This is a genomic window from Gordonia sp. GN26, assembly GCF_054823965.1.
Window position 1 is genome coordinate 1 of the sequence record NZ_JSYC01000037.1, and the last position, 12,036, is coordinate 12,036.

Below are 12,036 nucleotides of genomic sequence, written 5' to 3' on the forward strand. Positions count from 1 at the left end.
TGATCCGAAAGAGCGCGACGCACCCAGCTCCGGTGCCTGAGGTGCGAGAAGCGCACCCACTTGCTGCCTGATCTGAAAGAGCGCGACGCACCCAGCTCCGATGCCTGAGGTGCGAGGAGCGCAAGCGACGAGCCACGAAGGCCTGGTGAGACGACGTCGCAGACCCGCTCAACGCCGGCCCTGCAACGCCCCTTCGGTGTACGCCGCGATCCGTGCGATGAGTTCGTCGTCGTCCAGCCCGCTCCCGGCGAACTGATGGATCTGCGCGTCCAACGCGGGGAACATGAGGCGTAGGTCGGCCTCCGCCTCGTCGGGCATCCAGCCGTCGGCGACGAGATACGCGACCAGCCTGGCGATCAGCCGGTCTGCCAATCCGGCATAGAGATCCCCGACGACGCCGGGGCTCGCCAGTTCGCGCAGTCGCCCGTGTGCGCGACCGTGACTCGAGTTCTCCGCCACGGCAACCGCGATCACCGCGCGCAGCACGACCGGCCAGTCGGTCGCCTCGACTGGATGCGCGTCGAGGACGGCGACCATCTGCGCCTCCGCCGCGGCGAGATGCCGGGCGGCGAGCTCGTCGAAGATCGCTTGCTTGTCGCCGAAGTACTGATAGATCGAACCGACCGAGACGCCCGCGGTCTCGGCGATCCCGTTGGTCGTCAGCGCTGCCCCCTCGGTGCCCAGAAGCTGAGTCGTCGCCTCCAGGATCACCCCGACGGTGAACGAAGAGCGTTGCTGCCGTGGTCTTTTCCGCATGTCCGAGGTCTCCGGTGAATGCGAGTTGTGCCGGGTTCGCGGGCGCTCGACGATGGATGTGTGACTTACGGATCGTACCTACGCTTCCTGCCCGAGCCATGGCGTTCTGCCGCCGCGGACATCGAGGCCACCTCGTCGTGGTGGAGGTGGCCGGCGAGCGACACGCGACCGTCGGGTCCGGTGGACGTCCACATCCTGCGCGCGATGCGGCCCGACGCGCCGCTGCGGGTGCTGCTGCTCCACGGCGGTGGTGGGCACGGCGAACTCGTGTGGCCACTGGGTGCCGTGCTCGCGGGGGAGGGGTACGACGTGCTGGCGCCAGACCTCCCGCAATACGGGCGGACGCGCGTCGCCGATCCCGGTCGCGTGCGATACCAGGACTGGATCGACCTGGTCGGCGATCTGATCGCGGCGGAGACCGAACGGGACCCGAGGCCGATCGTCGTGTTCGGTGCGAGCCTCGGCGGCATGCTCGGCTACGACGTCGCGGCCGGGGGTGCGCGCGTCGCCGCGGTCGTGGCCACCTGCCTTCTCGACCTCGCCGGTGATTCGGCTGCCCGACGAGCCGCATCCCGCACGCCCGCGCTGATCCGCCTTCTCCCGCTCATGACGGCCGCATCGCGGATCGGGGTCTTCGCTCGACTGCGGTTCCCGATCAGGTGGGTCGCGCCGATGGCGCGGATCAGCAACGACCCTGCGGTCTCGCAGGCCTGCATCGACGATCCACGTGGGGCGGGTTCGAGTGTCTCGCTGGGGTTCATGGCGGACCTGATGACCCACGAGATACCCGCGCCGGAGAACTACCGGGGTCCACGGGTGGTGCTGGTCCATCCGGCGGCCGATACCTGGACGCCGCCGGAGATCAGCATCCGCTTCGCACGACGGATCGCCGCGCGAACCGACATCCACCTGCTCACCGGTTGCGGGCACTTCCCTGTCGAACAGCCGGGCGTCGACGAGCTCGCCGGTCACCTGCGCGCCCTCGCGATCGACTTGGTTTCCGGGTCGGATTCACCGGAACGCGCGCAGTAGCCGCGTCGGATCGTGGTCGGCGTCGGTGCCGTCGGAATCACGGAGGAGCGCGTCGAGAACCAGTCCGTCGAGTGCTGCGACGAGCTGCCGGGCGTCGACGAGCGGCATCCCGCGCCCGACGAGGCGCTCGACGAACCGGTCGCGCCCGGTGACCATGCGTTCGCGCATGACCTCGTCGCGGGTGGCCAACAGCATCAGCTCGTAGCGGGCACGAGTGCGGACACGGTCGGCGCCCAGCCAGCGGGCCAGCACCTCGGGGGTCGACTCGCCGTCGACCGGGACGTCGCGGGTGAGGACATGGTCGACGAGAGCGGCGAGAAAACCGTCCTGACCACCGAAATGGTGACGGATACTGCCGTGGGGGACGCCCGATGCGTCCTCGACCGCGCGCGCCGACGCCTGCCTGATCCCGATCGTCCCGATCAGCTCGAGCCCGGTGTCGAGCAGGGTCTCGCGCGTCGATCGAACGGCTGATTTCTCCACACGGAGAAGCCTATCTGCTAGCGTTCTTCTCCATGTGGAGAAGATCGTCATGAAGGCGGTGGTCGTCGGCGCCGGGATCGGGGGACTCTGCACTGCCGCCGGGCTGTCGTCGTCGGGCGCGGAGGTCACGCTTCTCGAGCGGGCGTCCGAGGTTCGTGGGGGCGGGTCGGGGCTCAGCCTGTTCGGAAACGGACTCCGGGCGCTCGAATCCCTCGGACTGCGATCCGTGGTCCCCGATGCCCGAGGGGTTTCGCCCACGCTGAACGGAACCCGTCGTCCCGACGGCCGATGGCTCACCCGCTTCGACCCGTCGGCGATCGCCGACCTCCGTGTGGTGCGGCGCAGCGATCTCCATGAGGCGCTCCTCGGCCTGCTCGGATCGGGCGTCGAGATCCGGACCGGAACCGGCGTGCGCGAGGTGCGCGACAGGACGGTCCGGCTGGACGACGGCACGACCATCGACGGCTGCGACCTGATCGTCGGAGCCGACGGTCTGCGGAGTCGTGTGCGTCCCGCGGTCACCTCCGACCCCGGCGCGGCCTACGCCGGTTATGTCGCCTGGCGAGCCATCACGGCGCGGCCCGTCGACCTCGACGCGGCGGGCGAGACGATGGGGCGCGGACAACGATTCGGGATCGCGCCGCTACCGGACGGGCACGTCTACTGGTTCGCCGCGGTCAACCATGAGGCGGGTGTAGCAACGGGCGGTTTCGACGAAGTGCGACAACGCTTCTCGGCCTGGCATTCGCCCATCGGGGAGATCCTCGACGCAACCGATCCGGCGGACGTCGGGGTGCTGCCCATCGAGGAACTCGCGCGCCCGCTGTCCGCCTTCGTGCGGGGTCGATGTGTCCTCGTCGGCGACGCCGCTCATGCGATGACCCCGAACCTCGGGCAGGGGGCGAACCAGGCGATGGAGGACGCGGCGACCCTCACCGCGCTGCTGGGTCGCGCAGGGCAGGGCGTCGACGACGCTCTGCGCACCTACGACCGTCTGCGTCGGCGTCGTACCCAACGCATCGCGCGCCAGGCGTCGGCCGTCGGCAGGGTCGGTCAGTGGCGGTCGGCGCCCGCGGTCGGATTGCGTGATCTGGCGATGCGGGCCGCGCCCGACGCGGTGCTCAACGGCCGGTTGCGACGCATTCAGGATTGGCAACCACCCGTGCGGTGATCGCCACTCGAGTCTGGTCCGCCGCGCTGAGCTGTGGCATACTCGTCGCCGTGATCAAGAGCTGTCAGGAGTGTTGTCAGGGCTAGTACCGCATCTGCGGCTGCCCTACTTCGCGCTCCCCGCTCGTTTTCGATCACCTGAGGACTCCCTCTCATGACCGCTTCGGTTGCCACTCCTGTTCTGTCCAGCACTGTCTTCGCCGCGACCGCGCCGACCGTCGCCCCGGCCCCGGCAGCACCTCTGTCGTTGCAGGTCAGCGACTACAAGAAGGCCGTCGCCGAGGGCGCCACCCCGGTGGACGTCCGCTCCCATCGCCGCCGCCAGATCGACGGCGCCCTGTTCGGCGCGCTCGCCATTGACGCCGTCGAGGTCCTCGACCGCCTCACCCCCGGCACCTCCGAGTCGCTGACCGCGGCTCGCACCGACTCCCGCTGGATCCTCGTCAGCGAGGACGGCCACGAGGCCGAGTGGCTGGCCTGGCACCTGCAGGCGCGGGGCGTCCACGGTGCGGTGTTCGTCGTCGGTGGGCATCGCCGCATGCGCCAGGCCAAGGTCAACGGCCGCATCCATCCGGACGAGCTCGCCATGATCTCCGCACACGAGAGCTGAGCCGGCCCGCACGTCCCTGGCCGCCGTCCCTGTCATCGCTGTCACAGCAGGTACGGCGAGTTGGGAGTCGGTGACCGGCCCCGATAGTGTGCGTGGGGTGAGTGACAGCCCGACCAGTGCCGCCTCCACCGCGGCCGAGAAGACCACGGACGCCGACGACCAGACTCCCGAGCAGCTGCGAATCCGCCGCGAGAAGCGCGAGCGCATCCTGTCCGAGGGTCGCGAGGCGTACCCCGTCTCGATTCCGCGCACCCACTCTCTCGGCGAGATCCGCGCCGCCTACCCCGACCTCGAGGCCGGCACCGAAACCGGTCAGCACGTCGGTGTCTCCGGGCGCGTGATCTTCCTGCGGAACAAGGGCAAGCTGTGCTTCGCGACCCTCCAGGAGGGCGACGGCACACAGCTCCAGGCGATGGTCAGCTTCAACGGCGTCGGCGAAGAAGCGTTGGGCCGCTGGAAGTCCGACGTCGACCTCGGCGACATCGTCTTCATCTCCGGTGAGGTCATCAGCTCCCGCACCGGCGAGCTGTCGGTGATGGCCGACGACTGGCAGATGGCGTCGAAGTCGTTGCGGCCGTTGCCGGTTGCCCACAAGGACATGAACGAGGAAACCCGGGTTCGCCAGCGCTACGTCGACCTCATCATGCGTCCGGAGGCCCGCGAGACCGCCCGCACCCGCATCAAGGTGATGGCCGAACTCCGTGCGGCACTGGCCCGTCGGGGATTCCTCGAGGTCGAGACCCCGATGCTGCAGACGCTGCACGGCGGCGCCGCGGCTCGCCCGTTCGTCACGCACTCCAACGCCTTCGACATGGATCTGTACCTGCGCATCGCGCCGGAGCTGTTCCTCAAGCGCTGCGTCGTCGGTGGCATCGAGCGTGTCTTCGAGATCAACCGCAACTTCCGCAACGAGGGCGCCGACTCCACTCACTCGCCCGAGTTCGCGATGCTGGAGACCTATCAGGCCTACGGCACCTACGACGACTCGGCGAAGATGATCCGCGAACTCGTGCAAGAGGTTTCGCAGGCCGCGCTGGGAACCCAGACCCCGACCATGCCCGACGGTTCGACCTACGACCTGTCCGGCGAGTGGACCTCCCTCGAGATGTACCCGTCGCTGTCGGAGGCGCTCGGCGAGGAGATCGTGCCTGCCGGCAACCCAAACGAGACCACCGTCGAGCAGCTGCTGGCGATCGCCGAGCGCGTCGGCCTGGAGATCCCCAAGGACAAGGGTTACGGCCACGGCAAGCTCGTCGAGGAGCTGTGGGAGCACATGGTCGGCGAGAAGCTGAACCAGCCGGTGTTCGTCCGCGACTTCCCGGTCGAGACCTCGCCGCTCGTGCGATCACACCGCTCGGTGACCGGCGTCGTCGAGAAATGGGACCTCTACGTCCGCGGCTTCGAGCTGGCCACCGGCTACTCCGAGCTCGTCGACCCCGTCATCCAGCGTGAACGCTTCGTCGACCAGGCCCGTCTCGCCGCCGCCGGCGACGACGAGGCGATGGTCCTCGACGAGGAGTTCCTCGCCGCGATGGAGTACGGCATGCCGCCGACCACCGGCACCGGCATGGGCATCGACCGCCTCCTGATGGCCCTCACCGGCCTCGGCATCCGCGAGACCATCCTCTTCCCGCTGGTGAAGCCCCGCACCTAGCCGTTTTATAGCTCGAACCCGCGCTCACCGCGATTTCGAGCTATAGATCTGCGGACGTTGGCCAGCACCGACGCCGGTTGTCCGGTGATGTCCTGCCAGGTGAACCGCAGCACGGTCCAACCGTTGGCGATGAGGACGTTCTGTCGCGTGCGGTCGTGCTGGAACGACGCCGCGTCGCTGTGGAAGGCGAAGCCGTCGATCTCGACGGCCACCTTCTGCTCGATGAAGGCGAGGTCGACCACGTAGCCACAGACCGGCGCGTTGGCCGTCCAGCCCGTGACTCCTCCGGAGCGAAAGAGCGCGATTGCCTTGCGCTCGGCCTCCGACCGGGAGCCGTCGGTGATCGCGGCGACCATCTCACGGGACCTCCTCGACCCGCGGCGCCCGCCGTTGCGTTTCTGGGCGTCGACGACCTCGGTCACCGTCGTGTGTTTCCGGAGAAGCGCCGAGTCGAGAAGCCGCGAACCATCGTCGACTGCGGCGTCGAGAACGGTGAGCGCCTTCGTAGTGACCTGAAGCCCGTCGACCTCGACGAGGTCGTCCGGTGCCACGGTCCGGTGCCAGATGCGGACGCCGGCGATGGCGCCCCCGTGACGGCCCTGGGGTGTGACCACGTGGATCTGCTTGGGCGCAGTCCTCGTGAAGCCGTGCCACCAGTAGGCCGTCCCTGAACACAACGCGGCGCGTGGCGAGGTCGAGAGCACCGCGATCCGTGCGCGCATGCGGTCATCGAGCGCTCGGTCTCCGACGTGGAAGACGCCGCGCGACACCCGAACCCACTCGCCGGATTTCACCCGTCGATAGGCGGCGTCGGAGCTGATGGCGCAGGCCATGACGTCCGCAGCCGTGAACACGCCGTCATGAGCGGCGAGCAGCTCGCGGAACTTGGTGAAGTCGGGCACGGAACTTCGACGCGGCGGCCCGGCGGCCGGTTCCGCCTACTGCGATTTATAGCTCGAACCCGCGCTCAGCGCGACTTCGAGCTATAAGTTGCGCTTGAGGATCTTGCCCGAGGCGTTGCGCGGGAACTCGTCGACGAACACCACCGAGCGGGGCACCTTGAAGTTGGCGAGGTGCTGCTTGGCGAAGGCGATGACCTTCTGCTCGTCGAGGTCGGCGTCCTTGCGGACGGTCAGGTAGGCGCGGCCGACCTCGCCGAGCCGGTCGTCGGGGACGCCGACCACGGCGGACTCGGTGACGCCGTCGATGCGGGCGAGGGTCTGCTCGATCTCGGCGGGGTAGACGTTGAATCCGCCGCAGATGTACATGTCCTTGAGCCGGTCGGTGATCTTGAGGTTGCAGTGCTCGTCGATGGTCCCGATGTCGCCGGTGTGGAGCCAACCATCGGCGTCGATGGTCTCGGCGGTGGCCTCCGGGTCGTCGAGGTACCCGACCATCACCATCTCGCCGCGCGCGAGGACCTCACCGGCGTCGGAGAGTTTGATCTCCATGCCGGGGAAGGCGCGACCGCAGGTGTTGGCGACGGTCTCGTCATCGTCGTCGGGGGTGCAGGTGGAGACGAATCCGCTGGCCTCGGTCAGGCCGTAGGCGGTGATGACGGTGTCGACGCCGAGGTCGTTCTGCAGACGTTCGACGAGGACGACCGGCACGATCGACGCCCCGGTGATCACGATGCGCAGGCTGGACAGGTCGTGGTCGGAGCGCTTCGGGTCGTCGAGGATGGTCTGGAAGATCGTCGGGGCGCCAGGGAAGACCGTGGCGCGTTCGTCGGAGACGAGTTTCATCGCCTGCTGCGGCGAGTACACCGCGAGCGGCAGCATGGTCACGCCGAACAGGACGCTCGGCAGGATGCCCGCCTTGTAGCCGAAGGTGTGGAAGTACGGGTTGACCATCAGATAGCGGTCGTCCGGGTTCAGGCCGGCGTTCGAACCCCAGCCGTGCGAGCCGGCGAGTGTCTGGCGGTGAGTCGCCAACACGCCCTTGGATTTACCGGTCGTACCGGAGGTGAACAGGATGTCGGAGATGTCGTCGGGGGAGACGGCCTCGGCTCGACGATCCGCCTCGGTCAGTGCCTCGGCGGTCTCGCGAGTCAGAAAGTCGTCCCAGTCCACCGCGCCGTCGGGGGTCGACGACCCGCCGGACAGCGGCACCCGGATCACCAGATCCGGCAGCTTGTCGCGATGGTCGCGCAGCAGCTCGGCCGCGTGGTCGGCGCCCAGGAACTCACCCGACACGACGAGTCCGCGCGCGCCGGAGCGTTCGACGATCTCGATGGCCTCGCCCGCGGTGTAGCGGGTGTTGAGGGGGACCAGCGTCGCGCCGGCGTAGTGGACGCCGAGGGCCGCGATCGGCCAGTGGTAGCTGTTCGGCGACCAGATCGCCACGCGGTCGCCGGCCTCGATCCCCGAGGCGATGAGCGCCGCGGCGAAGGTGCGTACTGTGTCGTGGATCTGCGACCACGTCAGTTCGAGCTGCCGATCTGTCGAAGGGGCCCACTGGCCGTCGACGATGGCGATACCGTCAGGCCAGCTGCGCGCTGCACGCTGCAACGCGGCCGGCGTCGTCGTCACGGAGAGAGTCCCGGTCCGGGAGGTCTGCGCCATGCGGCCCAACCTAGCACTTGCTTGGTGAGTTATGCTAGCGCCATGACCTCGATCAACCTCGCGGATCGTGGTGTCGACCTGGGTGAATGGGCCAAGTCGACGCCGAACGCCGCCGACGAGTTCGCCGCTGCGGTGCGGTCCTGGCTCGACGAGAACCTCGCGGGCGACTTCGCTCATCTGAAGGGACGCGGCGGACCGGGCAGCGAGCACGAGTTCTTCGCCGAGCGGCTCGAATGGGATCGGCACCTCGCGAGTGCCGGCTGGACCTGCATCGGCTGGCCCACCGAGTACGGCGGCCGAGGTGCGACGCTCGAGCAGCGCATCATCTTCCACCGCGAGTACGCCCGCGCGAACGCACCCGCCCGCGTGAACCACCTGGGCGAGGAACTCCTCGGCCCGACGCTCATCGAATACGGCACCGAGGAGCAGAAGAAGCGCTTCCTGCCGGGCATCGTCGACGTCACCGAACTGTGGTCGCAGGGCTACTCCGAACCCGGCGCCGGTTCCGACCTCGCGGGCGTCTCGACCAGCGCCCGCATGGACGAGGGCAAGTGGATCATCAACGGGCAGAAGATCTGGACCTCGCTCGCCCATGTGGCGCAGTGGGTGTTCGTGATCGCGCGCACCGAGAAGGGGTCGGCTCGGCATGCCGGCCTCAGCTTCCTGCTGGTCCCGCTCGACCAGCCCGGCGTCACCGTCCGGCCCATCCAACAGCTCACCGGCACATCGGAATTCAACGAGGTCTTCTTCGACGACGCGGAGACCGACGCGGACCTGATCGTCGGCGAACCCGGCGACGGTTGGAAGGTCGCCATGGGTCTGCTGCAGTTCGAGCGCGGTGTGTCGACGCTGGGCCAGCAGGTCGGTTTCGCCCGTGAGCTCGAGAACCTGACCGAGGTGGCCCGGGCCAACGGTGCGGTCGACGACCCCGAACTCGCCTCGCGCCTCGCCCGCGCCGATATCGGGCTGAAAGTGATGCGCGCGCATGCGCAGCGCACACTCGACGGCGACGTGACGAGTCAGGCGGGCGCCGCATCGGTGTCGAAGTTGTTGTGGGCCAACTGGCATCGCGACCTCGGCGAACTGGCGATGGACGTCGTCGGTGCGCCGACCCTGATCGGACCCGACGCGACCGCGGAGGGGCAGCCCAACGACATCGCCGATCCCGAACACGTCGAGCTCGACGAATGGCAACGGCTCTACCTCTTCACCCGCGCCGACACCATCTACGGCGGCTCGAACGAGGTGCAGCGCAACATTATCGCCGAGCGGGTGCTCGGCCTTCCCCGAGAGGCACGCTGAATGACCGCAACGGATGCAGGTACCCAAGTGATCTCACCGCTGGCCACCCCGCCCGCCGAAACCCCCGGCCACAACCTGTTGCTGGGCAAGAAGGTCGTGGTCACCGCGGCCGCCGGTACCGGAATCGGATTCGCCTCCGCGCGTCGTGCGCTCCTCGAAGGCGCCGACGTCCTCATCAGTGACTGGCACGAGCGCCGTCTCGGCGAGGCGGCCGAGAAGCTGTCCGCGGAGTTCCCCGAGCGCACCGTCACCCAGCGCACCTGCAACGTGCAGGAGACCGCCGAGGTCGACGCCCTGATCGCCGACGCCGCAACCCAACTCGGCCGCATCGACGTCCTGGTCAACAACGCCGGACTCGGCGGCGAGACCCCGGTCGCGGAGATGACCGACGAGGAGTGGGACCGCGTCCTCGACATCACGCTGACCGGTACCTTCCGCGCCACCCGCGCCGCGCTGCGGTACTTCGGCTCGGTCGAGCACGGCGGCGTGATCGTCAACAATGCCTCGGTTCTGGGCTGGCGCGCCCAGCGCGGTCAGGCCCACTACGCCGCCGCGAAGGCCGGCGTCATGGCGCTGACCCGTTGCTCCGCACTCGAAGCCGCCGACGTGGGCGTGCGCATCAACGCGATCGCGCCGTCCATCGCCAAGCACCCCTTCCTCGCCAAGGTCACCAGCGACGACCTGCTCGACGAACTCGCCTCCCGCGAGGCGTACGGCCGCGCCGCCGAGGTGTGGGAGGTCGCCGCGACCGTCGCCATGCTCGCCAGCGACTACACCACCTACCTCACCGGCGAGGTCGTCTCCATCTCCAGCCAGCGGGCCTGAGTCCAGTTCCTGGACGGCACCCGACCACGACTCACCCGAAACACCAAGGAGTACCGCTCATGTCCACACCGCAGGCCTACATCGTCGACGCGATCCGCACCCCGGTCGGCAAGCGCAACGGCTCGCTCGCCAAGACCCACCCCGCCGACCTCGGCGCCCACATCATCTCCGCCCTCGTCGAGCGCACCGGCATCGACCCGGCCGCCGTCGACGACGTCGTGTTCGGCTGCCTGGACACCATCGGCGGTCAGGCCGGAAACGTCGCCCGCACCGCATGGCTCGCCGCCGGCCTGCCGCTCGAGGTGCCCGGCACCACCGTCGACCGTCAGTGCGGGTCGAGTCAGCAGGCCATCCACTTCGCCGCGCAGGGTGTCATGAGCGGCACGCAGGACATCGTCGTCGCCGGCGGCCTGCAGAACATGAGCGCGATCCCGATCTCGCAGGCCATGATCGCCGGCAAGGAATTCGGGTTCACCACCCCGACAGCCGAATCCAAGGGCTGGCAGGAACGGTTCGGTGATGCGCAGGTCTCGCAGTTCATCGGCGCCGACATGATGGCCGAGAAGTGGGACATCAGCCGCGAGGATATGGAGCGCTGGGCGCTGCAGTCGCATGAGCGCGCCCGTGCCGCGATCGCCGCCGGCAAGTTCGACAAGGAGAACGTCGCATACGGCGACTGCGTCGTCGACGAATGCCCGCGCGAGACCTCGCTGGAAAAGATGGCCGGACTGCAGGTCCTGGCCGAGGGTTCGCGACTCACCGCCGCCGTCGCGTCGCAGATCGCCGACGGGTCGTCGGCCACGCTCGTCGTCTCCGAGCGCGCACTGAAGGAACACAACCTCACCCCGCGCGCCCGCATCCACCACATGTCCGTCCGCGGCGACGACCCGGTGATGATGCTGTCCGCACCGATCCCGGCCACCAAGTACGCACTCGAGAAGACCGGCCTGTCCATCGACGACATCGATGTCGTCGAGATCAACGAGGCCTTCGCACCGGTCGTGCTCGCCTGGCTCAAGGAGACCGGCGCCGACCCGGCCAAGGTCAACCCCAACGGCGGGGCCATCGCCCTCGGCCACCCGCTCGGGGCCACCGGCGCCAAGCTGTTCGCGACCCTGCTCAACGAACTCGAACGCACCGGCGGCCGCTACGGCCTGCAGACGATGTGTGAAGGCGGCGGGACCGCCAACGTCACCATCATCGAACGGCTGAGCTGAGATAGGCGGTCAGCCGCGGGTGTGAAGGCGGCGGGACCGCCAACGTCACGATCATCGAACGCCTGAGCTGACCTCGATCACTTCAGGGCGGGAGTGAACCTCCGCTCCCTGAGGTGTGAGGAGCGTAAGCGACGAGCCTCGAAGGGCTGGTGAGACGACCTCGCCAGCCCTTCGAGGCTCGCTTCGCTCGCACCTCAGGGAGCGAGGGTGGTTCGCTTCGCTCGCACCTCAGGGAGCGAGGGTGGCTCGCATCGCTCGCTGCTCGAGACCTCGCCCGAACATCCCCTCGGGCGAGGTCTCGACCTTTCGGCGTACCGGTCGTACCCTTCTGGCAACCGACGTGCCCACATGTACTTGTGATCTGGCGCATACTATGGTGTGGGACAAGCGGACGTTTTTGTTTCAATGTCCACCGGGCCGCAA

General features: G+C 68.5%; 11 protein-coding genes. 7 read left to right on the forward strand and 4 right to left on the reverse strand.

Annotated elements, in window-relative coordinates:
- Positions 1 to 168: 168 nt before the first annotated feature.
- Complete coding sequence (locus OK17_RS10075; protein ID WP_461417365.1) at positions 169 to 756, reverse strand: TetR/AcrR family transcriptional regulator; 588 nt, start codon at positions 754 to 756, stop codon at positions 169 to 171.
- Positions 757 to 816: 60 nt separating this feature from the next.
- Here OK17_RS10075 and OK17_RS10080 point away from each other — a divergent pair, with 60 nt between their 5' ends.
- On the forward strand, positions 817 to 1,788 hold the full coding sequence (locus OK17_RS10080) for an alpha/beta hydrolase (RefSeq protein ID WP_461417366.1): 972 nt from the start codon (positions 817 to 819) through the stop codon (positions 1,786 to 1,788).
- On the opposite strand, the gene OK17_RS10085 is transcribed toward OK17_RS10080, so the two are convergent.
- A complete protein-coding gene (locus OK17_RS10085) occupies positions 1,768 to 2,271 on the reverse strand; it encodes a TetR/AcrR family transcriptional regulator (protein WP_232715854.1) in 504 nt (167 codons plus the stop codon). The genes OK17_RS10080 and OK17_RS10085 overlap by 21 nt on opposite strands.
- Before the next feature lie 49 nt (positions 2,272 to 2,320).
- Between OK17_RS10085 and OK17_RS10090 the strand changes: the two genes are divergently transcribed.
- From OK17_RS10090 to lysS, 3 genes are all read left to right on the forward strand, one after another.
- The gene (locus OK17_RS10090; RefSeq protein ID WP_232715918.1) at positions 2,321 to 3,442 is read left to right on the forward strand and encodes an FAD-dependent monooxygenase; all 1,122 of its coding nucleotides are present in this window, start codon (positions 2,321 to 2,323) and stop codon (positions 3,440 to 3,442) included.
- A gap of 153 nt (positions 3,443 to 3,595) precedes the next feature.
- A complete protein-coding gene (locus OK17_RS10095; RefSeq protein WP_232715855.1) occupies positions 3,596 to 4,051 on the forward strand; it encodes a rhodanese-like domain-containing protein in 456 nt (151 codons plus the stop codon).
- Positions 4,052 to 4,121: 70 nt separating this feature from the next.
- Positions 4,122 to 5,705 (forward strand): lysine--tRNA ligase, encoded by a 1,584-nt coding sequence (lysS, locus tag OK17_RS10100; RefSeq protein ID WP_232715856.1) that lies wholly within the window; start codon positions 4,122 to 4,124, stop codon positions 5,703 to 5,705.
- A gap of 5 nt (positions 5,706 to 5,710) precedes the next feature.
- On the opposite strand, the gene OK17_RS10105 is transcribed toward lysS, so the two are convergent.
- Together OK17_RS10105 and OK17_RS10110 are read right to left on the reverse strand one after the other, a co-directional pair.
- Entirely contained in the window at positions 5,711 to 6,607 is an 897-nt protein-coding gene (locus OK17_RS10105) for a DUF559 domain-containing protein (RefSeq protein ID WP_232715857.1), read from the reverse strand.
- A gap of 81 nt (positions 6,608 to 6,688) precedes the next feature.
- Positions 6,689 to 8,269, reverse strand: coding sequence for a FadD3 family acyl-CoA ligase (locus OK17_RS10110; protein ID WP_461417367.1), 1,581 nt, complete (start codon positions 8,267 to 8,269; stop codon positions 6,689 to 6,691).
- 42 nt (positions 8,270 to 8,311) lie between these two features.
- Here OK17_RS10110 and OK17_RS10115 point away from each other — a divergent pair, with 42 nt between their 5' ends.
- From OK17_RS10115 to OK17_RS10125, 3 genes are read left to right on the forward strand one after another with little or no spacing between them, the layout of a single operon-like run.
- Positions 8,312 to 9,571: an acyl-CoA dehydrogenase family protein gene (locus OK17_RS10115; protein ID WP_232715859.1), complete on the forward strand. Its 1,260-nt coding sequence runs from the start codon at positions 8,312 to 8,314 to the stop codon at positions 9,569 to 9,571.
- A complete protein-coding gene (locus OK17_RS10120; RefSeq protein ID WP_006866255.1) occupies positions 9,572 to 10,396 on the forward strand; it encodes an SDR family oxidoreductase in 825 nt (274 codons plus the stop codon).
- A gap of 59 nt (positions 10,397 to 10,455) precedes the next feature.
- The gene (locus tag OK17_RS10125; protein ID WP_006866254.1) at positions 10,456 to 11,613 is read left to right on the forward strand and encodes an acetyl-CoA C-acetyltransferase; all 1,158 of its coding nucleotides are present in this window, start codon (positions 10,456 to 10,458) and stop codon (positions 11,611 to 11,613) included.
- The last annotated feature ends 423 nt before the right edge of the window (positions 11,614 to 12,036 follow it).

Excerpts from the sequence above, each read along its gene's own strand:
- OK17_RS10095 (WP_232715855.1), top strand. The coding sequence starts at position 3,596 with ATGACCGCTTCGGTTGCCACTCCTGTTCTGTCCAGCACTGTCTTCGCC.
- OK17_RS10115 (WP_232715859.1), top strand. The coding sequence starts at position 8,312 with ATGACCTCGATCAACCTCGCGGATCGTGGTGTCGACCTGGGTGAATGG.
- OK17_RS10125 (WP_006866254.1), top strand. The coding sequence starts at position 10,456 with ATGTCCACACCGCAGGCCTACATCGTCGACGCGATCCGCACCCCGGTC.
- OK17_RS10120 (WP_006866255.1), top strand. The coding sequence starts at position 9,572 with ATGACCGCAACGGATGCAGGTACCCAAGTGATCTCACCGCTGGCCACC.
- OK17_RS10110 (WP_461417367.1), bottom strand. The coding sequence starts at position 8,269 with ATGGCGCAGACCTCCCGGACCGGGACTCTCTCCGTGACGACGACGCCG.
- OK17_RS10075 (WP_461417365.1), bottom strand. The coding sequence starts at position 756 with ATGCGGAAAAGACCACGGCAGCAACGCTCTTCGTTCACCGTCGGGGTG.
- OK17_RS10090 (WP_232715918.1), top strand. The coding sequence starts at position 2,321 with ATGAAGGCGGTGGTCGTCGGCGCCGGGATCGGGGGACTCTGCACTGCC.